Source organism: Rhizomicrobium electricum, assembly GCF_011762045.1.
Classification (GTDB): Bacteria; Pseudomonadota; Alphaproteobacteria; order Micropepsales; family Micropepsaceae; genus Rhizomicrobium; species Rhizomicrobium electricum.
Window position 1 is genome coordinate 282,960 of record NZ_JAASQS010000008.1, and the last position, 24,010, is coordinate 306,969.

The 24,010-nt window shown below is 64.9% G+C and carries 17 protein-coding genes; 8 read left to right on the forward strand and 9 right to left on the reverse strand.

The window, feature by feature from the left end:
• The first annotated feature begins 3 nt into the window (after positions 1–3).
• Positions 4–1,350 (forward strand): phosphoglucosamine mutase, encoded by a 1,347-nt coding sequence (gene glmM / locus FHS84_RS17020; RefSeq protein ID WP_166936587.1) that lies wholly within the window; start codon positions 4–6, stop codon positions 1,348–1,350.
• On the forward strand, positions 1,347–2,174 hold the full coding sequence (gene thiD, locus FHS84_RS17025; RefSeq protein WP_166936589.1) for a bifunctional hydroxymethylpyrimidine kinase/phosphomethylpyrimidine kinase: 828 nt from the start codon (positions 1,347–1,349) through the stop codon (positions 2,172–2,174). The genes glmM and thiD overlap by 4 nt, the downstream gene beginning before the upstream one ends.
• On the opposite strand, the gene FHS84_RS17030 is transcribed toward thiD, so the two are convergent.
• The 4 genes from FHS84_RS17030 to FHS84_RS17045 all read right to left on the reverse strand — a co-directional run bounded on the left by FHS84_RS17030 (position 2,171) and on the right by FHS84_RS17045 (position 8,288).
• Positions 2,171–2,554, reverse strand: coding sequence for a YkgJ family cysteine cluster protein (locus tag FHS84_RS17030; RefSeq protein ID WP_166936591.1), 384 nt, complete (start codon positions 2,552–2,554; stop codon positions 2,171–2,173). The genes thiD and FHS84_RS17030 overlap by 4 nt on opposite strands.
• A gap of 87 nt (positions 2,555–2,641) precedes the next feature.
• On the reverse strand, positions 2,642–3,928 hold the full coding sequence (locus tag FHS84_RS17035) for an adenylosuccinate synthase (RefSeq protein ID WP_166936593.1): 1,287 nt from the start codon (positions 3,926–3,928) through the stop codon (positions 2,642–2,644).
• Positions 3,929–4,768: 840 nt separating this feature from the next.
• Complete coding sequence (locus FHS84_RS17040) at positions 4,769–7,333, reverse strand: ATP-binding protein (protein WP_166936596.1); 2,565 nt, start codon at positions 7,331–7,333, stop codon at positions 4,769–4,771.
• Positions 7,334–7,844: 511 nt separating this feature from the next.
• Positions 7,845–8,288: an HNH endonuclease gene (locus FHS84_RS17045; protein WP_166936598.1), complete on the reverse strand. Its 444-nt coding sequence runs from the start codon at positions 8,286–8,288 to the stop codon at positions 7,845–7,847.
• A gap of 290 nt (positions 8,289–8,578) precedes the next feature.
• On the opposite strand from FHS84_RS17045, the gene FHS84_RS17050 reads away from it, so the two are divergent.
• The 6 genes from FHS84_RS17050 (at position 8,579) to FHS84_RS17075 (ending at position 16,533) form a co-directional block, all read left to right on the forward strand.
• Entirely contained in the window at positions 8,579–10,813 is a 2,235-nt protein-coding gene (locus tag FHS84_RS17050) for an FAD-dependent oxidoreductase (protein WP_166936600.1), read from the forward strand.
• Positions 10,810–11,970 (forward strand): pyruvate ferredoxin oxidoreductase, encoded by a 1,161-nt coding sequence (gene porA, locus FHS84_RS17055; RefSeq protein WP_166936602.1) that lies wholly within the window; start codon positions 10,810–10,812, stop codon positions 11,968–11,970. Before FHS84_RS17050 ends, porA begins: the two co-directional genes overlap by 4 nt.
• Complete coding sequence (locus tag FHS84_RS17060) at positions 11,970–12,896, forward strand: thiamine pyrophosphate-dependent enzyme (protein WP_166936604.1); 927 nt, start codon at positions 11,970–11,972, stop codon at positions 12,894–12,896. The genes porA and FHS84_RS17060 overlap by 1 nt, the downstream gene beginning before the upstream one ends.
• A gap of 358 nt (positions 12,897–13,254) precedes the next feature.
• Positions 13,255–13,809, forward strand: coding sequence for a helix-turn-helix domain-containing protein (locus FHS84_RS17065; RefSeq protein ID WP_166936606.1), 555 nt, complete (start codon positions 13,255–13,257; stop codon positions 13,807–13,809).
• 149 nt (positions 13,810–13,958) lie between these two features.
• Entirely contained in the window at positions 13,959–15,077 is a 1,119-nt protein-coding gene (locus tag FHS84_RS17070; protein ID WP_166936608.1) for an SGNH/GDSL hydrolase family protein, read from the forward strand.
• A 70-nt stretch (positions 15,078–15,147) separates the two neighbouring features.
• A complete protein-coding gene (locus FHS84_RS17075) occupies positions 15,148–16,533 on the forward strand; it encodes a sodium:solute symporter family transporter (protein WP_208393925.1) in 1,386 nt (461 codons plus the stop codon).
• On the opposite strand, the gene FHS84_RS17080 is transcribed toward FHS84_RS17075, so the two are convergent.
• From FHS84_RS17080 to kdpB, 5 genes are all read right to left on the reverse strand, one after another.
• Positions 16,519–17,793 carry a hemolysin family protein gene (locus tag FHS84_RS17080; RefSeq protein WP_166936610.1) on the reverse strand — a complete coding sequence of 425 codons (1,275 nt, stop codon included), beginning with the start codon at positions 17,791–17,793 and terminating at the stop codon, positions 16,519–16,521. The two genes, FHS84_RS17075 and FHS84_RS17080, sit on opposite strands and share 15 nt — an antisense overlap.
• Positions 17,794–17,825: 32 nt before the next feature.
• Positions 17,826–18,509, reverse strand: coding sequence for a response regulator transcription factor (locus tag FHS84_RS17085; protein WP_166936612.1), 684 nt, complete (start codon positions 18,507–18,509; stop codon positions 17,826–17,828).
• Positions 18,506–21,166, reverse strand: a complete 2,661-nt coding sequence (locus FHS84_RS17090; protein ID WP_166936615.1) for a sensor histidine kinase — start codon at positions 21,164–21,166, stop codon at positions 18,506–18,508. The genes FHS84_RS17085 and FHS84_RS17090 overlap by 4 nt, the downstream gene beginning before the upstream one ends.
• Before the next feature lie 9 nt (positions 21,167–21,175).
• Complete coding sequence (kdpC, locus tag FHS84_RS17095) at positions 21,176–21,742, reverse strand: potassium-transporting ATPase subunit KdpC (RefSeq protein WP_166936617.1); 567 nt, start codon at positions 21,740–21,742, stop codon at positions 21,176–21,178.
• Positions 21,743–21,991: 249 nt separating this feature from the next.
• Positions 21,992–24,001 (reverse strand): potassium-transporting ATPase subunit KdpB, encoded by a 2,010-nt coding sequence (gene kdpB / locus FHS84_RS17100; protein ID WP_166936619.1) that lies wholly within the window; start codon positions 23,999–24,001, stop codon positions 21,992–21,994.
• Positions 24,002–24,010 lie beyond the last annotated feature (9 nt).

Below are 24,010 nucleotides of genomic sequence, written 5' to 3' on the forward strand. Positions count from 1 at the left end.
GCAATGACGCGCAAGTTTTTCGGAACCGACGGCATTCGCGGCCAAGCCAACACCCATCCCATGACCGCCGAGATCGCGATGAAAGTCGGTATGGCGGCCGGTCGCATCTTCCGTCGTGGCGAGCACCGCGGTCGCGTGGTGATCGGCAAGGATACCCGTCTGTCGGGCTATATGGTCGAGAACGCGATGGTCGCCGGTTTCACGGCGGTGGGCATGGATGTCTTCCAGTTCGGCCCCTTGCCGACACCGGCGGTGGCGATGCTGACGCGGTCCCTGCGCGCCGATCTCGGCGTGATGATCTCGGCCTCGCACAATGCGTATACGGATAACGGCATCAAGCTGTTTGGCCCCGACGGCAACAAATTGTCGGATGCGCGCGAGGAGCAGATCGAGGCCCTGATGTTGAACGGGCTAGAAGCGGGTCTGGCGGCGGCTTCCAAGATCGGCCGGGCCAAGCGCATCGACGACGCCCAGGCGCGCTATATCGAACTGGTAAAGGGAACGTTCCCCCGCCATCTGCGCCTCGATGGTTTGAGGGTCGTCATCGATTGCGCCAACGGCGCGGCGTACAAGGTTGCCCCGGCGGTGCTTTGGGAGCTTGGGGCGGAGATTATTCCGCTCGGCGTCGAGCCCGACGGTTTCAACATCAATCTCGAATGCGGCTCGACCGCGCCGGAAGCCATGTGCGCCAAGGTGCGCGAGGTGAGGGCCGACTTCGGTCTGGCGCTCGACGGCGATGCCGATCGCGTGGTCTTGGCCGACGAACACGGCCGTATCATCGACGGCGACCAGGTGCTGGCGTTGATCGCTTCGTGCTGGAAGAAGACCGAAACCCTGCGCGGCGGCGGCGTGGTCGGCACGGTGATGTCGAACGTCGGCCTCGAACGCTATCTCGGCAGCCTCGACCTCAAGCTGGTGCGCGCTTCGGTGGGCGACCGCTATGTCATCGAGGAGATGAAGAAGGGCGGCTACAACGTCGGCGGCGAGCAGTCGGGCCATATCGTGCTCAACGACTTCTGCACCACCGGCGACGGCCTCATCGCCGGCCTGCAGGTGCTGGCCGCGATCGCGCGGGAAGGCAAGCCGGCGTCCGCCGCCTGCCACCTGTTCGAGCCGCTGCCGCAAGTCCTCAAGAACGTGCGCTTCAAGCATGGCGCGCCGCTCGAGAACGCCAAGGTCAAGAAGACCATCGAAGACTGCCGCACCAAGCTCGACGGCAAGGGCCGCATCCTGGTGCGCAAGTCCGGCACCGAGCCGCTCATCCGCATCATGGCCGAAGGCGAAGACGAAAAGGCCATCAATACGGTGGTCGGCGTGATCGCCGAAGCCATTGCGGAAGCAACCGCGTGAGCCTCAAGCGCCTGCTGATTATTGCCGGTTCCGACTCGTCGGGCGGAGCCGGCATTCAGGCCGACATCAAGACGGCGAGCGCCTTCGGCGTCTACGCCATGACGGCGATCACCGCGATCACGGCGCAGAATACGACCGGCGTTACCGCCGTGCATGCCGTGCCGCCGGACATCGTGCGGCAGCAGATCATTGCCTGCCTCAAGGACATCGGCGCCGATGCGATCAAGACCGGCATGCTGGCCAATGCCGCCATCGTCCGCGTCGTCGCCGCGACGCTGAAAGAATACGCGCCGGGCATTCCCTTGGTGGTCGACCCGGTGATGGTGGCGACCTCGGGCGCGGCGCTTCTGAAGCCGGATGCCGAAAAGACCGTCATCAAACAGCTCATCCCGCTCGCCACGCTGGTGACCCCGAATATCCCGGAGACCAAGCGGCTGACGGGGATCACCCGCACCGACCGCGCCTCCTTACGCAAGGCGGCGGCGATCCTTCGTGATATGGGTGCGAAGGCGGCGCTCATCAAGGGCGGACATTCGTCCAAGGCGACCATCGACGACATTCTGGTCTGGGAGCACGGCGAGGACACGTTCGGCTTCCCGCGCCTTAAGACGCGCCACACGCACGGCACCGGCTGCACACTGGCCTCGGCGATCGCCGCCAACCTGGCCAAGGGTCTGCCGATCACCGTCGCAGTGGCCAAGGCGCGCGAGTACGTCCAGGCCGCCATCGCCGATGCGCCGGGCTTCGGCAAAGGCCACGGCCCGCTCAATCACATGGTGCAATGGACCGGCCGGCCGCTGAAGGGCGCGGTGCTGAAGCTCTAATCGTTCTGCGTCGTGGCGATCATCTCTTGATCGTCCTGGGTGTCGCGCTCGATCTTGAGGAACTCGTAGTAGCCGCACTTGCCGGTCGGATAGGCGCGGCAGATGTACGGGCGCGCCATATAAACCGTGCAGCGGCGTTCTTCGGTATCGAAGAAGCGGCAGATCTTGCCGAAATGCGGATCGGCCTTGCGGCGCATCTTGTAGGCGCCGTCCTTGGCGTCCTGCTTGCGGCCGGGCGTGACGAACTTCTTCTTGGCCTCTTCGAGACCGATCTTGAAGTGCTTGGCCAGCCGCTTCAGGTCGCTCTCTTTGACCGGGATGATGTGATACGAGCAGCAATAGCCCGGACACTTCGAACAATCGAACGGTTTTCTAGCCATGATTCCCTGCATAACAGCGCGCCGCGCCGTTATCAATTCGGCGCAATTGCGCAATAACGGTATGGATTAGCCTCACCCCCGGCCCATTCACCCCAGGAACGGGTCGTGCACCAGAATGGTGTCCTCGCGTTCGGGGCTGGTGGAGAGCAGCGCCACCGGCGCGTCGATCAGCTCCTCGATGCGGCGGACGTATTTGATGGCGTTGGCCGGCAGCTCCGCCCACGAACGGGCGCCGTGTGTCGATTCCTTCCAGCCGGGAATGGTTTCGTAGACCGGCTCGATGCGAGCCTGTTCCACCGCGTCGGCAGGAAGATAATCGTGGGTCTTGCCGTCCAGCTTGTAACCGACGCAGACCTTGATCTCGTCGAAGCCGTCGAGCACGTCGAGCTTGGTCAGCGCGATGCCGTCGACGCCGCCGGTCACGATGGTCTGGCGCACCAGGACCGCATCGAACCAGCCGCAACGGCGCTTGCGCCCCGTCACCGTGCCGAATTCCTTGCCGCGTTCGCCGAGCCGGTCGCCGATCTCGTTCTTCTGCTCGGTGGGGAAGGGGCCGTCGCCGACACGGGTGGTGTAGGCCTTCACGATGCCGAGCACATAGCCGATCTGGCGCGGCGAGATGCCGGAGCCGGCCGCCGCCTGTCCCGCCACCGTGTTGGACGAGGTGACGAAGGGATAGGTGCCGTGATCGATATCGAGCAGCACGGCCTGCGCACCTTCGAACAGGATGCGCTTGTTGGCCTTGCGGGCCTGATCGAGCGTGCGCCACACCGGGCCGACGAACGGCAGGATCTGGGGCGCGATCTCCTTTAGCTGGGCCAGCACGTCCTCGGCCTTGATCTCGGCGGCTGCCATGCCGCGCCGGAGCGCGTTGTGATGCGACAAAAGCCGCTCCACCTTGCCGGGCAGGGTGTTGAGGTCCTTGAGATCGACGGCGCGGATGGCGCGGCGGCCGACTTTGTCTTCATAGGCCGGGCCGATGCCGCGCTTGGTGGTGCCGAGCGCCTGCACACCCTGTTCGCGCACGGTATCAAGCTCGCGATGCAAAGGCAGGATCAACGCGGCGTTCTCGGCCACTTGCAGATTCTCGGGCGTAACGCTGACGCCCAGCGCCTTCAGCCGTTCGATCTCGGCCGCCAACGCCCAAGGATCGACCACGACGCCGTTGCCGATCACCGCCTGCTTGCCCTTGCGCACCACGCCCGAGGGCAAGAGCGACAGCTTGTAGGTGACGCCATCGATGACGAGCGTGTGCCCGGCATTGTGGCCGCCCTGGAAGCGCACCACCACATCGGCGCGCGCCGAGAGCCAGTCCACGATCTTGCCTTTGCCCTCGTCGCCCCACTGGGCGCCGATCACCGCCACGTTCGCCATTGTTCCGTACCCGGATGAAGGTTTCAGTTTGCGGACCGCCTAGGGCTTGCCGCGTCGACGCCGCGCGGACCGAGGGGTTGTCCTCGTCGTGGTTGCACCCGGCTTCAGGCAGACTCGGAACGGTGCGGCGAGAACGGGTTATAGCGGCTTCAAGGCCTTCGCACAGCGGGTTTTTTGCCGCTTTTTTAAGCCTGATGCGGCACACGGCTTTGACCCGCCGGATGGCACCGTTCTCGATGTAGGTGACGCAATAGAGCGGATTTCTGGGCTTTTCCTGCGCCAGGACCGCTTCGGCATAGGCCAGGGCGGCGCGCATGCGCCGGATACACTCCGTGGCCCGCCGCTTGAGTGCCGCAGCTTCGGGACAGGGGCTCGCATGAAAGTTGCCGGGCGGCGCACCGGGAGGGCGAATCCCCCGCCGCTGGTTGCGGCCCCAGTTCGGTTCCGGCTTCGCCCCGGTTTCGCGTGGTTGTGACGGGTTGGACAAGGCTACGCCGGACAAGTCGGCAACATAATTGTTCGAATTTTCGCGGGGGGAGGGGGTCCCCCTGTTTGACCGACTCGCGTGCGGCCCGCCCGGCTTCGCATGCGTATATCGACGCGGCCCACCCGGCTTCGCTTTGCAGCTTCGCCGCGGCAAGCGCGCCATCGCCGCCGCGAGAACGGCGGGCGTCTGGGATGGCGCGAGTGCGAGCTTCGTCATGGCCCTATTGTAAGGCCGGTTCGGCGAAGGTGGATAAGCAACGCCCATATTTCGCGCAACGCCATGACGGCGCTGACGAAATCGCAATAGCGGGGTGTGGGATAGAGTAGCCACCGGCGCGATTGGCACGCCTCGCACTACGTACCGAGGCCTCTTGATGAGGTGATCGTCGTGAAGAGGTCACGCAGCTCATCGATATCGAGAGGCTTCGACAAGATAAAGTCGACATGCTTGGACTGCTCGTCGCCACCCGGCAGGCGCCGTCCCCAGCCCGTCAACAGCACGACGGGCGTTGCGGGGAATAACTCCTTGACCGTCCGGGCGACGAATTGGCCATCGAGGTGCGGCATGCCGAGATCGGTTACCACAATGTCGAAGGGTTTGCCGGCCTTCTGCGCGGCGGAGAGAAGGTCCGCGGCGGCCTGTCCGCCTTCGGCCACGGCCACGTTGTGGCCGTCCATCTCAAGCACCGTTCGTGTCGAGCTGAGTACGGCAGGATCATCGTCGACAAGAAGCAGCCCCAGAGGATGATTTGTCTTCGACGCGCGATCGACAATCTTGGGCGCATCCCCCTCAGTTGCGGCAAACTCAATGCGCACGCGGGTACCGTTGCCTGGGCTGCTGTCGATATCGAGGATGGCGCTGTGCCGCCGGGCGGCACCGAATACCATCGGCAGCCCAAGCCCCGTTCCACGCTCCCCCTTGGTCGTGAAGAAGGGTTCAAGGCAGCGTTTGCGTGTTGCTTCGTCCATACCCACACCGGTATCGCCGACTTCAAGCTGGACCCAATGATTCCCGCTTTGGCGAGCGATGCTGCGTGTGCGCAGGCTGAGCACGCCTCCCTGGGGCATGGCGTCGACGGCGTTGAAAACGAGATTGGTGAGGGCTTCGCGCAGCTCCGTCTCGTCTCCCATCACTGACGGCAGATCCGGTTCGAGTTCCGTTTCGACCCTGACCACGACACCTTGCTGCAGCGGCATGTCATTCCATCGTGCTCTCGTCAGGTCGACGACTTGCGGCACCAGGTCGTTCAAATTCAGCGGCTTCAGTTCCACGTCGGCCTGATCGTGGCGATAGAAGTCGCGCAAGCGCCCCACGGTTGCGGATATGTCTTTGACGACGCGGCCGACGAGATCGAGATACTCCCGCATCCGGGGCGAGAGGTTCGGCTCCTTTTCGAGCATGGCTTTGGTATAGACCGCGACGGGGGATATGGCGTTGTTGATATCGTGGGCGATTCCGCTGGCCATTTGACCGATCGCCCGCAGGCGCTCGTGTTGCAGAACGGATTGCTGGGTGCGGCGCAGGTCGTCGTAGGCCAACTGCAATCTCGTACGAATCTCCGCTTCGTGGGCGGCCAAGGCCACATGCTCTCCCAGCAGGTGCAAGAACTCGCAATCGGTGCTGAGGAACGAGCTTCTTGCCAAGCGCGCCACAACCAAAACGCCAAAGACTTGCGTCTTCGCTTTGAGCGGCGCCAGCACGAGGGACCGAAGACCCTGGGCTGCAAGCCTTCTCGGAAAGGGAAATTTGATCGCGGCAATGTCCGGCTCGTAGACGAGTTCCCCGCGAACACAACGCGACAGGCCGTTCTCGTCGATCGGGACGATGGCGTGTTCGGACATTTCGAGCGCTTTGGCGAGCCAAGCGCTGCGCACGCCGACATGATTGACGCTGAGCTCGCGGGCGACCCGATCGTAGAGGCAAAGGCAGACAAAATCCGCGGGCATCCGCTCTTCCAGTGTGCTGGCGACGGTATGGAAGATGCTGAGAACATCCTGGCGCTCGCCCATGGCATGGGTGATTTGCTGCAACAGGTACATGCGTCCGTTCACCTCCTGCAAACGCGCCGTGCGTTCCCTGACGCGTGCATCGAGGTCACGATTGAGGCCGGTCAACTTGCTCTCGGCGAGGCGGAGCCGCTTGCTGTCGGCTGCACCGATCTGCGCCAGGCTGGTCAGGAGCAAGGCGTCGCCGATAAATTTTCCAAGATGGGCAACCAGCGCAATCGAGTCGCTTGGGGCGCGGGAATACAGCATCTCGAAATGCGCGGCTGCGAGCACGACGGCAGCGACAGCGACGGTACGCGCCATTTCCGATTCGTGGACTTGCCGCCAATAGGCGACGGCGATGCCGGCCCACAGAAGGGGTACCAGGACGAGCGTCGGCCGGGTGATTCCCAACAACCCCGGCGGCGCGTAGCGGGGGAGGGACAGGAATACGAATGCCACCAGGAGGGCAAAGAGGCCAAGCGCGATCGCGAACAGCCAACCGACGGATCGCGGCCTGTTGCGGAGCAGAAGGGCCGCACCGACGCCGAGTGGAAGCAGGTGCGCCGGGGCTCCCCATGTTCCTGCTCGCCACATGATCTCCGCAGACGTTGGCTGACTGCCAGTTTGGGTCCAGATCAGCGCGGCCATGGCGTGCGCGCACTCGGCGAAGGCCAACCACGCAAACGATATCGCCAACAACAACAGCCAGGTTTGATTGAGCCGGCGGCTGGCATCCCAGAACATCATGGCCACCAGCGCCGCGGTAACGACGGCGCTCGTATCGAGCATGGTGTGCAGGACGGGATTGTTGCCGCCGTAATGACGAATGGCAAACCCACCCGCAAGAAATGCGGCGATCGCAACGATCAGGTTCGACGAAAAACGGAGGGTGATCGGCTTATCCAGGCGCGCGGCGGCGAGATCGACCATGACAAAAAGCTCCTGCTACTTAAGCCGCAGTTCACGGTGAGGCGGTTAGTTCGTTCTCAAGTGACCGCCGAACCACACACACGTACATGTTCCCGTCGGTCGCAAATCCGTCCATTCCTCGCGCCGGCACATTGATAATGTTAGCATTACAAACCATTCACAGAATAGGCGTCAGTTCGTCGTGGGGTGGTTGTTGCTATGTTGTGATTTCCTGACCACACCTTCACGGGAAGCCCATGTCGAGCGTGTGGAGTTGAGGTTCTAGTTCGGCGACGGCGGCAAGGATGACGGGCGTTCGGCAGGATGGAATCCGGCGCAAATTTGATTGAACCGCGCGACGCAGCGTGCCCTTCATCTGTCGCTTGGCGTGCATCGAGGACTAGGGGCCAAGAGCACACGTCTCCAATTTCGGCGTGCGATACGGATGATGATCGCCCGTCATTGTGCCTACCCTTGTTCCGAAATCCTGCGCGTTTTGCGCGCACGCCGCCGCTCCGCAAGGGGGCGGTGATTAGTTCTCCGTCTTCCGCTCGCGTTTGCGGACGGTTTCGACGACGAGGGGTTTCTTTTCGCGCACGGTGGCGGCGTGGGCTTTGCGGGCTTTGAGGAATTCGCTCATGCGAAACGCCGCGGCGGTCGTGATGGCCTTGGCGCTGTTGCAGGCATCACAGGCGGCGACCGTGTTTCCTTCGCTGTCATGGCCGTGGCGTGACAACGGGATGACGTGATCGAGCGTCGCCCGCCGGTCGGCGTCGCGCTTGTGGCGCGGGTTGAGCACCATGGGAATGCCGCAATAGGCGCAACGGTCGTTCTGGCGCTCCATGTGCCGGACCAGCCACGCGCGGTGGTCCGGGTTCAGGGTGCGTACGCGGCTCGGCTCCATGGCGTGCGTGATCTGTGTCTTCAGCTTTTGCTGCAGACGGCCTTTGCTGGGCGGTTTTGAAATGCGCGCCATGACGCCATGATGCAGCAGCCGTGGCGGCCGGCCAACGGGGTTCCCACGCCGCCGCAATCCGCCGGGCGGCCGCCACTTGTCGCATCCCTCCCATTCGCCCGGAGCAGGAAGCAGAATATGTCGAGGCCGCCGGGCAGGGCGCATGAACCTGTGCACAGGCTCGGCCCGCTCCGGCCACATTGTTACGGGCCGGCATCCGGGCCCGCCCCCCGCGTCTCAGAAACCCCTTTAAGCCCCCGCAAAACCTGCGAGAATCCGCGGGAACGGAGTCGCACAATCCGGGAGGAACCATGGATCCCCAACATCCCGCGGAAGTCCCGCTTCCTTCCGGTCTGTCGCTGCCGCTCGAAGTGCGCGTGCACGGACGCGGCGGCCAGGGCGGCGTCACCTGCGCCAAGCTGATCGCGGCCTTGTTCACCCAGATGGGCTGCTTCGTGCAGACCTTCGGCGATTACGGCAGCGAACGCTCGGGCGCGCCGATCCAGGCCTACACGCGCGTCGACCGGGCGCCGATCCGCAACGCCAACAAGGTTTACCGCCCCGATCATTTGCTGGTGCTCGACGAAGGCCTGATGCGGCCGGCGATCTTCGACGGCGTCGAGCCGGGATCGCTGTTGCTGCTCAATTCCGCCAAGCCGATCGAAGCTTTCGCCGGAAAGTTCGACCGCTACCGCTTCGGCGTGGTGGACGCCACCGCGATCGCGCGCGAGCAGGGCATCGGCTCGGCGGCGGTCGTCATCATCAACACCACCATTCTCGGCGCCTATGCGCGCTTGCTGGGCCTGCCGGTGACGGCGCTGGAAAAAGGATTCGCCAAGCTCGGCGTGTCGGGCGATTTTGCCGCCGCGCGCCAAGCGTTCGAGAAAGTCGAAATCGCCGAAGTGCTGGCGCTCGAAGCCCCGGCATCGCCGGCGCCGCTGCCGGTGCCGCCGCCGGTCGCCTCGACCCTCGAACACAGCAAGGATTTTCCGCCAACCGTCCTGACCGGCACCTGGTCGAACCAGATGCCGAGCTATGCCACCCACGATGCGCCCTGCAACGTCGCTTGTCCGGCGGGCAACGACGTGGTCGGGTTCGTCCAGGCGCTGAAAAAGGGCGACGCCGGTGCCGCGGCGGGCCTGTTGTTCGCCACCCAGCCGCTTCCCTCCGTATGCGGACGGGTTTGTCCGGCGCCGTGCATGGGCCGCTGCAACCGGGCGTTCTTCGACGGCGCGGTGAACATCCGCAGCCTCGAACGCTGGATCGGCGATCATGCGGAGGTCCAGCCGGTGCGCGCGAGCGTGCCGCGGCCGCTGCATGTGGCGGTGGTGGGCGGCGGTCCGGCCGGATTGAGCGCGGCGTGGAAACTGGCGCGCGACGGCCATGCGGTGACGATCTTCGAGGCCGGGCCGGCGCTCGGCGGCGTGCTGCGCAATGGCATCCCGGCGTTCCGCCTGCCCGAAGCGGCTCTGGATCGCGATCTCGAACGGATCACCGCGCTCGGCGTGAAGGTCCGTTGCAATACCCATGTCGGCAAGAACGAGCTGGCGCAGCTTTCCCACGATCATGATGCGGTGATCGTCGCGGTCGGTTTCGGCGCGCCGGTGGCGCTCGGCGTCAAAGGCGAGCATCTCGCCAATATCGAACAAGGTCTCGATTTCCTCGACCGCGCCAAGCGCGAGCCGGTAACGCTGTCGGGGTCCGTGGTGGTGATCGGCGGCGGCAATACCGCCATCGACTGCGCCCGCACGGCGGTGCGCTGCGGCGCGGCGAGCGTGACCATCGCCTATCGCCGCGGCCGCAAGGACATGCCGGCCATCGCCGAGGAAATCCACGACGCCGAAAAGGAAGGCGTGCGCATCCTGTCGTATCGCACGCCGGTGGCGTTCGAGGGCGCCGGTGCGGTGGCGAGCGCGCTGCTGGCCGAAATGGAAGCCGGTCCGCCTGACGCAAGCGGCCGCCGTCGTCCGGTGGTGACGAACCGCACATCGCCGCTGGCTGCGGCAACGGTGCTGCTGGCGCTCGGGCAGAAGACCGACATGCCGCTTCCCGACGGCTGGAGCATGAAAGAGGGTCGCGCCTTCCACGGCGACCGGGCGTTGCCGGTTTACTTCGCCGGCGATTGCGCCACCGGCGAAGGCACCGTCACGCACGCCATCGGCTCGGGACGCAAGGCGGCGGAAGCGGTGCTCGGCGTTCACGCCCCCGCGGCGAAAACCAACGGCATGCCGGTGGCGCCGGGACAGATCCGCTTCGATCATTTCGAGGTCGCCCGTCCGCACGAGGACCGGCAGATCGCGGTCAAGATGCTGGCGGGCGATTTCAGCGAGGTCAATGCGGGCCTCGCCGATGTGAGCGAAGCGGAGCGCTGCTTCAGTTGCGGACACTGCACGCTGTGCGACACCTGCATCATCTCGTGTCCCGACGGCGTCATTTTCCGCGACGGCGCGGGCTACCGCATCGATCCGCAATACTGCAAAGGCTGCGGCATGTGCGTCGCCGAATGTCCGCGCGGCGTCATGGCCATGCAGGAGAAGACCGTATGAGCCTCGAACTTCTCTCCGCCAATCACGGCGCCGCCATGGCCGCCACGCTGGCCGCGCGCGCCAATCGCAAAGGGCGCGGCTTCGTCTCCGGCGTCTATCCGATCACGCCGTCGACCGAGTGCATGGAATTCCTCTGCAATCAGAAGATCGAAAAAAGCCATGTGGTGCGGGTCGAAAGCGAGCACTCGGCGATGGGCGTCTGCATCGGCGGTGCGGCGGCGGGGGCGCGGACCTTCACTGCGACCTCGTCGAACGGCCTGGCCTACATGGTGGAGAATTGCATCACCGCCGCGACGATGCGCTTTCCGGTGGTGATAGCGGTCGCCAACCGCACCCTCGGCCCGCCGTGGAATATCTGGGCCGATCACGGCGATGCGCTGATCCTGCGCGACGCCGGCATCATCCAGTTCTTCTGTGCCGACAATCAGGAAGTGTTCGATAGCGTGTTGTGCGGCTTCCGTCTCGCCGAAGACAAGCGCGTGATGATGCCGGTGATGGTGTGCATGGAGGGCTTCATCCTCTCGCACCGCACCGCCCAGACCGACGTGCCGGAGCAGGACAAGGTCGACGCCTTCCTGCCGCCGACCGATGTCCCGCACCGGCTTGCGCAAATCCCGCATACGCTCGGCCAGATCGAAGTGCCGCATCAGACCGAAATGCATCGCATGCAGCACCATGCGGCGATGCTGGACGTGCCTGCGATCTATCGCGAGATTCAGGACGAATTCGAAAAGATTTTCGGCCGCCGTCCGCCCGATATGTTGGTGCCGTACAAGGCCGATGACGCCGAGACGCTGATCGTGTCGATGGGCACCATTCCGATCACCGCCGAGCGCGTGGTCGACGACTTGCGCGCCCAAGGCAAGAAGGTCGGCAGTTTGCGCGTGCGCCTGTTCCGGCCGCTGCCGGTCGAGGCGATCGGCAGGGTTTTCGCCGGCAAGAAGCGCATCGCCGTGATCGACCGCAATATCGGCCTCGGTATGGGCGGCGTGTTGTGGCAGGATACGCGCGCACTCGCCGATCCGGGCACGGTGGTGCAGGATTATCTAGCCGGCATGGGCGGCGGCGACATCCGCCCCGAGCATATCGTCAAGATGGTCGAGGATATCGAGGCGCGCACCGCGAGCGGTGCGCCGAAGCTGATGGAGATGGTGTGATGAACGAACCCATCCTCGGCGGCCTCTGCCAGAGCGAACTCGATCGCGACGAACCGATCTTCCGCAAAGGCAACACCAATTGCGGCGGCTGCGGCATGTCGATCACGTTGCAGATGCTGCGGCGTGCGGTCGGCGACCGGCCGGTGCAGATGGTCATTCCGGCCTGCTGCGGCGCGGTGGCGGGCGGCACCTTCCCGCAAGCGACCTTCGGCGTGCCGACCATCATGACCACCTTCGCTTCGGCCGCCGCGGCGGCATCGGGCATGGCGGCGGTGGCGCGCCTCAACAACGAGAAAACGCGCATCGTCGTGCTGGCGGGCGACGGCGGCACCTTCGATATCGGTTTCGCCTGCGTCAGCGCCGCGGCGGAACGCAACGAAGACATTCTCTTCATCTGCTACGACAACGAAATCTACGGCAACACCGGCGGCCAGCGTTCGTCGGCGACGCCGCAAGGCGCGGTGACCTCGAACACCCTCGAAGGCAAGCTGGAGCAGAAGAAGGACATCCTGGCGGTGATGGCGGCGCATCGCATTCCCTATGCCGCCTCGATCAGCCTTGCCCATGTCGAGGACACGCACCGCAAACTCACCTATGCGCTCGAAGCCACCGGCTTCCGCTTCCTGCATGTGCTGTCGCCGTGCCCGACGGGGTGGAAATCGGAACCGGCGCTCGGGCTCGAACTGGTGCGGCTGGCGGTGCGGTCCGGCTTGTGGCCGGTCTACGAGATTTTCGACGGCAAGCGCCATCTGGTGAATATCGAGCCGGATTTCTCCGACGAAGCGCTGAATATGTATCTGTCGCTGCAGCGCCGTTTCCAGAAATCGGGACTTTCCGCGGCGGACCTTAGGCCCGCCATCGACCGCTATTGGCAAAACTTGCGCGCGCTCACGGGCCGTATCGTCCCGGCGCGACGGGAGGGGTGATGGGCGGGGCACAACATCCTGTCATCCCCGGCCGACCGGCCATTGCGCGGAAGCGCTATGGCTGGGAGGGGAAGGGGACCCAGGTGGCATCGCCTGTCAGACGCCGGCTGGGTGGAAAGATCGATTCACGCGGAGACGTGGAGACGCGGAGAGGGCGTGCTGAACCGTTCCGCTATTCCTGCACACAATCGTCCAGTGGTTTCTACGGCTCACTTCCTCCGCGTCTCCGCGTCTCCGCGTGCAATAGACTGATTTCTACCAGCATCCCGTTTTCGCTACCTGGGTCCCCTTCCCCTCGCACAATCTGCTGCGCAGATTCTGCTCGGCCGGGGATGACATTGATGTTTGGAGAATTCCGATGAGAAAATACGTCGGTCAACGCATCCAGGCGCTGCGCGAGGCGCAGGATATGAGCCTCGAACAGGTGGCGAGTCTGGCGGGCATCGATCCGGTCCGGCTGAAGGCCTATGAAGACGGATCGGCCGTGCCCTCCATCGGCGCGGTGATCCAGCTTTCGCGCGTGCTCGGTTCCAAGATGGAAGGGCTTCTGCTCGGCGGCGCCACGGTGTCGGAGCAGCTCACCATCTGCCGCGCCGGTGAAGGCATGGCGGGCGACCAAGGCGACACCGAACAGAGCTACACGTATCAGTCGCTGACCCGGCCCGGCACCGAAGGCCATCGCATGGAGCCGTTCCTGCTGTCGTTCGACCCCGGTGCGGAGAAACCGGTGCCGATCACCCATGACGGCCAGGAATTCTGCTATGTACTGTCGGGCCTGATCGAGTTCACCTACGACGGTCGCAGCTTCATTCTGGAGCCGGGCGACAGCGTCTATCACGATGCCACCCGTCCGCACGCCTTCCACGGCTTGGGGACGACCATCTCCAAGATGCTGGCGGTGGTGAGTTCGTAAGCACTGCGCGGCGGGGTTGGCGCCGCGCAATCAAAACGCCGTCCATTGGAAATGCCGCGGCATTTTCTCGCCGAGGTGGAGCGCGTTTCATCATACAATATTGGTAAGCGCTGTCGTATAAGGGGCTCCGGTCACCAACGGGGTCCCCGATGAAACGCGCCGCCTGTTTTGTCCTCGCCGCCTCCGCGCTCACCACAGCCGCTTTCGCCGATGCGGCGCTGCCGCTTTATATCGGCGGCCGCGCGGTGCCGAAAATCGTGAAGGTGGAAAGCGGAAGCTGGTTCTCCCCCGATACCGAGGCGACCACCTACACCTATCAATGGCCGGGCGTGTATTTCGAAGCCGCCTTTACCGGCGACCGCGTTGCCGTCAAGGTCGATGACACCGAGAACAATCTCTATGTCTGGATCGACGGCGTTCACAGGCTGACGCTGACCCGTCCGGGCAAGACGACGGTGGCGCTGAAGGATCTCGGGGCGGGGCGCCACGTCGTGCGCCTCGAAAAGGCAAGCGAGACGCAAGGCACCACCGGCCGCTTCGAAGGTTTCACCGTGCCGGAAAAGGCCGACGTGCTGCCGGCGCCGACATACACGCGCGCCATCGAGTTCATCGGCGATTCCTATACCGTCGGCTACGGCAACCAGAGCCGCGGCCAGACCTGCACCACCGACGACGTGCGCGATACCACCGATACGTCGCGCGCCTGGGGCCCGGCGGTCGCCAAGCATTTCAACGCCGCCTATCGCATCAACGCCTTCTCCGGCCGCGGTATCGTGCGCAACTACAACGGCATCGCGGCGGGCGATACGCTGCCGTATCTCTACAAATTCGCGCTGTTCGACCATTCGGTGGCCGCCGACGATGTCGGCTGGACGCCCGATGTGGTGATCGTCGGTCTCGGCACCAACGATTTCTCGACCCCGCTGAATCCCGGCGAGAAATGGGCGACGCGCGACGCGCTGCACGCCGATTACGTCCGCACCTATGCCGATTTCGTCAAATCGCTCCGCGCCAAGTATCCGAACGCCCACATCGTCATGATGGCGCCGGACAACAATGCCAACGAAACCGCGAACAACATGAAGGCGGCGGCGGCGCTGGCGCAATCGGAAGGTGTGGCCGATCTCGAAACGGTGATCTTCACCGGCCTCGACTGGATGGCTTGCCATTATCATCCCTCGCTCAAGGACGAGGATATCCTGTCGAAACTGGTGATCGAGCGCCTCAACCAGCTGCCCAAATTCGCGCCGGCCGTGGCGGCCCAGTAACGCGCGGCAATCCTGACGCTGTAGCGCCGTAAGCCGGGGGTGTAACGCCTTCCGGCGAAGGGCTGCCGCCGTGTTCACGCTTTCTGTCGGTCATTTGCTCGGATTGTTCGCGACGCTCGCCGCGTTCGTGGCGCTGGCCGTGCATGCGGCGCGCAAAGTCGGATCGGCGGAAGGCTTCTCGCTGTCGGGGCGGCGCGCCGGTCCCACCATGATCGCCGGCTCCATCGCCGGAACCTCGGTGGCGGGCGCCTCCACCATCGGCACCGCCCAGATGGCGTTTTCCTACGGCATCACGGCGTGGTGGTTCACCCTCGGCGTCGGCATCGCGCTGATCCTGATGGCGTGCTTTTACGCCAAGCCGTTGCGCGCCTCCGGCCTCGAAACTCTGCCGCAATATCTCACCCGCCATTACGGCCGCGCGGCGGGACTGATCGCCAGTGCGGTGTCGTCGACCGGTATCCTGTTCAGCGCGGTGGCGAGCGCGATCTCCGGTATTGCGCTTATCGGCGTGCTGTTCGGGCTGGTGCCGTGGCAGGCGGGCGCGATCATCGCCGCCCTGGTGATCGGCACGGTGTTCTTCGGCGGCCTCAAAGGTGCGGGGCTTGCCGGACTATTGAAGATGGCGGCGATCGGACTGGCGCTCGCGGTGGCGGGAGTTGCGGCGGCGATTGCGCTTGCCCGCGTGCCGGATTTCTCGACGGTGTTTCCGTTCGATCCCTGGTTCGATCCGTTTGCGCACGGGGTATCCCAGACCATCGCCGATTTCGTCGCGCTGCTGGTCGGCATGATCTGCACCCAGACCTATATCCAGGCGATGTTCTCCGCCGTCGACACCAGGACCGCGGCGCGCGGCACGCTGGTGGCGGGGCTTTTGAGCATTCCGGTCGGATTGCCGTGCGTGGCGATCGGCATGGCGATGCATGCGGCCCATCCCGATATGGCGGCGATCTATGCCTTGCCGGTATTTCTGGTTACCGAAGTTCCGCCGGTGATCGGCGGCATCGGGCTCGCCGGAATCCTGTTTTCGGTGGTGGGTTCGATCTCGGGGCTGGCGCTCGGCATCGGCACCATGATCGCCGGCGATTTCGGCCGCGGCCTGTTGAAAATTCGCGACGGGCGGGCGCTGTTGTGGCTCAACCGTTTCGCCGTGCTGGCGGTGACGGCGCTGGCCTTCGCGATCGCGCTCGCCAATGCCGGATCGCAGGTGCTGGCATGGAACTATCTCTCGATGGCGCTGCGCGGCGCCGGCGTGTTCCTGCCGATGGCGCTCGCCGTGTTCCGGCCGGGCCACCTGAACGGACGCAGGGCCGCCGTCTCGATGGCGCTGGCGACGCTGGCGGCGGTGTGCGGACGGTTCGTCTTCCATCTGCCGCTGCATCCCTTGTTCGTCGGGCTGGCGGTCAGCGCGGTGGTGATCGGCGCGGGGCTGCGGCGCGCGCGCTTACGGCAGGCGTGACGCCAGCACCTTGTCGATGCGGCGCCCGTCCATGTCGACGATTTCGAAACGCCAGCCTTGCGACACGAACACTTCGCCGGTTGTGGGCAGATGGCGCGCCAGCGACAGCACGAAGCCGGCCGCGGTCTGGTAGTCGCGATGCGCGGGCAGCGGAAAGCCGACGATGTCGGCCATCTCGTCGACATTGAGATCGCCTGCGATCAGCCACGAGCCGTCCTCGCGCCGCACCGCGCCGTCGTCGCCCGATGGTCCGCCGTGACTGCCGGCGATGGCTTCCATGATGTTGGCGGGCGTGACCACGCCTTCGAAATGGCCGTATTCGTCGTGCACCAGCGCCATCGGTACCGCCGCGGTGCGCAGGAGCGCGAGAACGTCGAGCGCATCGGCCTGATCGTAGACCACCGGTGCGGGCCGGATGAGTTTTCCCATCTCGAACGGCTTGCCGCTGAGATAGGCCGCGAGCAGTTCGTGAATACGGATCACGCCGGACAATTCGTCGATGCCGGGACCGGCGGGAAGACGCGTGAACGGCGTCGAGACCGCGAGGCGGCGCACTTCCTCCGGCGGCATGCCGGTGTCGATCCAGGCCACGTCCGTGCGCGGGGTCATCACGCCGCGCGCCTGACGGTCGCCGAGCCGCATCACGCCGGAAATCATCCGCCGCTCGTCGGCTTCGAGCACGCCCGCGCTTTCGGCTTCGGCAATCAGGGCTTTGATCTCGTCGTCGGTTGGGCCTTCGCGTTTGGTCCGGCGTTGTCCCATCAGGCGCAACACCAGCGCACCCGACATATCGAGCAGGGAGACGAGGGGGCTCGCGATCTTCTGCAGTACGATCATGGCGGGCGCCACGCGGACCGCGATGCGTTCGGGATCGGACAGCGCGATCTGCTTGGGCACCAGCTCGCCTGCGATCAGCGACAGATAGGTGATCCCGGCCACCACCGTGCCGACACCGAGCGCATCGGCCGCCGCTTCGGGCAGCCCTTTCGCCATCAGCCAGGCGGTGAGCTTGAGGCCCAGCGTGGCGCCGGAAAATGCGCCCGACAACACGCCTACCAGGGTGATGCCGATCTGCACGGTGGAAAGGAACCGTCCCGGATTGTCGGCAAGTTCGAGGGCGCGGCGCGAGCCGGCAATGCGGCGGTCGGCGAAACTCTTCAGCTTGGTGCGGCGCGAGGAAACGATGGCCAGTTCCGACATCGCCAGGACGCCGTTGAGGACGATCAGGAAAGCGACGACGGCCAGTTCGAGAATAAGCATGCCGCCATTATGGCATTGCCAAGCAAAAGCATTCAATCCGGCGCTTTCAGCCGGTAGCCGACGCCTTGTTCGGTCAGGATCAGTTTGGGCTGTTCGGGATCGGCTTCGATCTTCTGACGCAGGGTGCGGATGTAGATCCGCAGGTATTGCACGTCGGTTTCGGTGCCCCACACCTGGTTAAGGATGAATTTGTGGGTCAGCACCTTGCCGGCATGGGCCACCAGAAGGCGCAAAATGTCGTATTCCTTGGGCGTCAGCTTCACCTCGGCGCCCGCCACGGTCACCACGCGCCGCACCAGATCGAGCGACAGCGCGTCGACCTTGAATACCGGGCGCTCGCCTTCCTGTTGCAGGCGGTGACGCAGCGCGGTGCGGATGCGCGCGAGCAACTCCTCGATGCCGAACGGCTTGGTGACGTAATCGTCGGCGCCGAGATCGAGGGCGCGGACCTTGCCCGCTTCGTCGGCGCGGACCGACAACACCACGATCGGCAGCGTCGCGCCGGACTCGCGCAAATGACGGATCACTTCGAAGCCGTCCATGCCGGGCATGCCGAGATCGAGCACGATCAGATCGGGCGCGTGGCTCATGGCGGCGAGCGCGGCAGTGCCGTCTTCGGCCTCTTCGACCTGATAGCCTTGCGAGCCCAGCGAAGTGCGCAGGAAGCGCCGGATCGCCGGCTCGTCGTCGACCACAAGAATGCGCAAAGGTGTCATGGCGTTTCGACCGGTAAGGTGATGATGAAGACCGCGCCGCTGCGGTCCTCGCGATTGGCCGCCGTCAGCGTGCCGCCCATGGCTTCCACGAAACCGCGGGCAATGGCAAGCCCCAGGCCGGTGGAGGCGCGCTTTCGGTCGGCCGCCAGCACGCGATAGAACTTGTCGAAGATGCGCTCGAGGTCGGCGGGCGGAATGCCGGGGCCTTCGTCGGCGATTTCGAGGCGCAAGGCTCCGCCGTCGCGCCGCACCGTGAGACGGACCGTGGTGCCTTCGGGCGCGTATTTGCCGGCATTGTCGAGCACGTTGAACAGAACCTGCTCGAACAGCACCGGATCGAGTTTCACCAGCGGCAGATCGGGCTCGACGACGAGCGTCAGCTTGTGACCGGCGAGGATGCGGTTCGCGCGCGCCGCGGCGCTGCCGGCGACGTCGCCGATGTCGGTGAGTTCCAGACGCGGCGCCAGCGCGCCCGATTCCAGCCGCGTCATGTCGAGCAGATTGGCGATGAAGCGGTTGAGCCGCTGGCCTTCCTCTTCGATGGTGGTGATGAGCTCGCGATGGCTTGCCGGATCGAGCGCGCCTTCGAGATCCTTGAGGCTGGAGGCGGCGCCGAGGATCACCGACAACGGCGTCCTGAGATCGTGGCTGATCGAGGTCAGCAGCGCCGCGCGCAGCTTTTCGGTTTCGGCGGCGAGGCGGCTTTTCTCGATGTCGACGGCAAGCAGCACGCGCTCGATGGCCAATGCCGCCTGATCGGCGAGGGCATCGAAGAGGCGGCGCTGATCGGGCGTGAGGATCGGTCCCGGCTTGTCGCAGTCGAGCCCGATCACGCCGATGGCGCCGCGCCCGGTGCGGATCGGCAGATAAAGCCGGTTGGCGCCGGGCAGCGAATCCGCGCCGCGTCCGGCCGGCGTCGCATGCTCCCACACCCAATTGGCGGCGGCGACTTCGGACTCGTCGAGCACGTCCTCGGGCGGATAGCCCGCGCGCACGGTGAGAAGCCCGTTCTCCGGCAACAGGATCACCACGCGCACTTTCAGCATCTGCGCGATCTGGAACGAGGTCGCCCACAACAGATCGTCGAGCGCATAGACGCCCGCGAGTTTCTTGGAGAACTGGTACAAGCTTTCGGTCACCGTCGCCCGTTCGCGCGCCACCAGCGCCTGCGCCCGCACCCGCGCCGTCAGATTGCTGGCGATGGCCGCGACGATGCCGAACGTCACCAGCACCACGATGTTTTCGGGATCGGCGATGGTGAAGGTGTGGACCGGCGGCAGGAAGAAGAAGTTGAACGCCAACACCGCGACCGCGCACGAAACCAGCGACGGCCACAGCCCGTATTGCACCGCGCTCGCCAGCACCGCGAGCAGGAACACGAGGCCGACATTGGTAATGCCGAAATAGCGTTTCAGCACGAAACCGGCGGCGAGCGCGGCGGCGGTGTAGACGAGGCTGACGGCATAGGCGCGGCGGTCGATGCGCGGAGACGTGCGGCGCGCCTCGCGGCCGCGCAAGGCGGCGGTGAGCTGTTCGGGCACGACATGCACGCTGACCCCGCCGGCGCGGCGGATGATCTCGAACGTGGTCGAGCGGCGCAGCAACGTTTCCCACCAGGTGCGCCGCGTGGTCGAGGTGACGATGTGGGTGAAATTGTTGGCGCGGGCGTAATCGACAATGCCGTCGGCGACGTTGGCGGCGGGAATGGTCACCGTCTGGCCGCCGAGCCGCACCGCCACGCGCAACGCCTCGGCGATGCGGTCGCGTTCTTCCTCGGTGAAATTGCGGGCCGACGGCGTTTCGACATACGCGGCGGTCCAGGCGGCATGGAGGCGGTCGGCCAAGCGCCGTCCGTAGCGCACCAGCGCCACGCCGCCCGGCCGCTCGTTGACCCGCACCAGCACGCGTTCGCTTGCCTCCCACGGACCGGAGATGGCATGCGCCCGCATGTAATTGACCATCTGGTCGTCGACCCGCTGGGCGGTGCGGCGCAAGGCGATCTCACGCAGGGCGGTGAGGTTGCCGGGCACGAAATAGTTCTGCGCTGCGCGTTCGGCGGTGTCGGGCAGATAGACTTTGCCGTCTTTCAACCGCTGGATCAGGTCTTCCGGCGTGAGGTCGACGAGTTCGACATCGTTGGCGCGGTCGAGCACCGAATCCGGCACCGTTTCCGCCACCCGCACCTTGGTGATGCGCGCCACCACATCGTTGAGGCTTTCGATGTGCTGGACGTTGAGCGTGGTGTAGACGTCGATCCCCGCCGCCAGGATTTCCTCGACATCCTGATAGCGTTTGGGATGACGGCTGCCGTCGACATTGGTGTGGGCAAGCTCGTCCACCAGCACCAGCCGGGGTTTGCGGGCGAGAATGGCGTCGAGGTCCATCTCCGCGAGCGTGTGGCCCTTGTAGGGCATACTGCGCTTGGCAATGGCCTCGATGCCGCGCGTCAGCCGGTCGGTTTCGGCGCGGCCGTGCGTCTCCACCACGCCGATGACGACATCGGTGCCCTCGGCCTTGCGCCGGCGCGCCTGGGACAGCATCTCGTAGGTCTTGCCGACGCCCGGCGCGAAGCCGAGAAAGACCTTGAGGCGGCCATGGCTGCTGTCGCCCGCATCGGCAAGCAGGGCTTCCGGCGACGGGCGTGGAGAGTCACTCATGAGGCCATATTAGCGGGCCATCGCATCCAGCGCGAGGTTGAGCTTCAAGACATTGACGTGCGGTTCGCCGATGAGACCCCAGGGGCGATCCACCGTCTGGCGTTCGACCAGTGCGCGCAGGCGGGCCGGATCGATCCCGCGGGCCTTGGCGATGCGCGGCACCTGGAACTGTGCCGCTGCCGGGGTGATGTCGGGATCAAGCCCGCTCGCGGATGTTGTGACAAGGTCGACCGGGACGGGCGTTCCGGGGTTTTCGGTGCGGCGCTTGGCGGTATCGGCCGCGACCCGGTCGATCAGCTTCTTCGATGTCGGCCCGAGATTGGAACCGCCGGAACTGGCCGCGTCATAACCGGCTCCCGCCGCGGAAGGCCGGCCGTAGAAATAGCGCGGATTGGAAAAATTCTGGCCGATCAGTTCGGAGCCGATCACGCGGCCGTTCTTTTCGATCAGACTGCCCGCCGCCTGACGCGGAAAAATGGCCTGGCCGATGCCGGTGACGGCGAGGGGATAAAGCACGCCGGTGACGAGCGTGAGAAGCGCCAGCATCACAAGGGCAGGGCGGAAATAGTCTTTCATGGCAGCACCAGAAGGTTGGCTAGTTGCAATATTCAGCACAGTGTCATCCCCGGCCGAAGCCGCGCCGCGGCGAAGGGGACCCAGGTGTTGAAATCGACGGGATGATAAAGCGGATGCCCAGCGTTCTTGCTGGTTTGCGAAGATCGTCGTGGTTTATGCACCTGGGTCCCCTTCCCCTCACATTCCTCGCTTCGCTCGGATTGCTCGGCCGGGGATGACAGTTTTTGGGTTTTGAGCATCGCGGCTCTCCTACACCAGTCCTATCGCGGTAATGGCGACATCGATCAGCTTGATGCCGAGGAACGGCACCACGACGCCACCGAGGCCGTAGAGAAAGAGGTTGCGCGTCAACAGCGCGGCGGCCCCGATGGGGCGGTATGTGACGCCTTTCAGCGCCAGCGGGATCAACGCGATGATGATGAGGGCGTTGAAGATGATCGCCGACAGGATGGCACTCTCGGGCGAATGCAGGCCCATTACGTTCAGAGCCTGAAGTTGTGGATAGAAAGCGAGAAACATTGCCGGGATGATGGCGAAATACTTGGCGACGTCATTGGCGATGGAAAACGTCGTCAGCGCACCGCGCGTCATCAAGAGTTGCTTGCCGATCTCCACGATCTCGATGAGTTTGGTCGGATCGCTGTCGAGATCGACCATGTTGCCGGCCTCGCGTGCCGCCATGGTGCCGGTGTTCATCGCCACGCCGACATCGGCCTGCGCCAGCGCGGGCGCGTCGTTGGTGCCGTCGCCGCACATCGCCACCAGCTTGCCTTTGGCTTGTTCGTCGCGGATGAGTTTCAGTTTGGTCTCGGGGGTTGCCTGCGCGAGAAAATCGTCGACGCCGGATTCGGCGGCAATGGCGGCGGCGGTCAGCGGATTGTCGCCGGTGATCATCACCGTGCGGATGCCCATCTGGCGCAGCGCTGCAAAGCGCTCGCGGATGCCGCCTTTGACGATGTCCTTCAGGTGAATGACGCCGAGAAGAATGCCATCACGCGCCACCGCCAGCGGCGTGCCGCCTTGCTTGGCGATGGTATCGGCAATGGATTTCAGCGCGTCGGCATCGGCCGCGGGCCCCGCCCAGGCAAGCACCGCATCGACCGCGCCTTTGCGGATGGTAATGCCGTCGAGGTCGATGCCGGACAGCCGCGTCTGGGCGGAGAAGGGTACGAAATGCGCATGCCCGACATCGCGGCCGCGGATGCCGTATTTCTCCTTGGCGAGCACGACGATGGAACGGCCTTCCGGCGTTTCGTCGGAGATCGAGGCAAGCTGCGCCGCATCGGCGAGATCGCGTTCATCGACCCCCGGCAGCGGCAGGAACGCCGTCGCCTGGCGGTTGCCGAGCGTGATGGTGCCGGTCTTGTCGAGCAGAAGCGTATCGACATCGCCTGCCGCTTCCACGGCGCGTCCCGACATCGCGAGCACATTGAAGCGCACCAGCCGGTCCATGCCGGCAATGCCGATGGCCGACAGCAGCGCGCCGATGGTGGTGGGGATGAGGGTGACGAACAGCGCCACCAGCACCAGCACGGAGATGCGTCCGCCGGCGTACGCCGCGAAAGCCGGGATCGTGGCGACCGCGAACACGAAAATCAGCGTCAGACCCGCCAGCAGGATGTTGAGGGCAATCTCGTTCGGCGTCTTCTGCCGTTCGGCGCCTTCGACCAGGGCGATCATGCGGTCGAGAAAGGTCGAGCCCTGCGTCGCGGTGATCCTCACCACGATGGTATCGGACAGGACGCGGGTGCCGCCGGTCACGGCGGAGCGGTCGCCGCCGGATTCGCGGATCACGGGCGCGCTTTCGCCGGTGATGGCGCTCTCGTCGACCGAGGCGACACCTTCCACCACTTCACCATCGGAAGGGATCAGCTCGCCGGTTTCGACCAGCACCAGATCGCCGCGTTCCAACTCCCAGGCGGGAACCTTGCGCCACAGCTTCAGTTTCTGATCGGCGAGCTTCTTTGCCGTCATGTCGACTTTGGTGGCGCGAAGAGAGGCGGCGCGCGCCTTGCCGCGGCCTTCCGCCAAGGCCTCGGCGAAGTTGGCGAACAGCACCGTGAACCAGAGCCAGAGATTGATCTGCAGCGCGAAGCCGAAGCTGCCGCGGCCGAGCGCGATATCGCGGACGAACAGGATGGTGGTGAGCGCGGCGACGATCTCGACCACGAACATCACCGGGTTCTTCACCATTGCGCGCGGATGGAGCTTCTTGATCGCACCGAAAGCGGCGTCGCGGATGACATGGGAGGTTTTCATGGCTGTGTC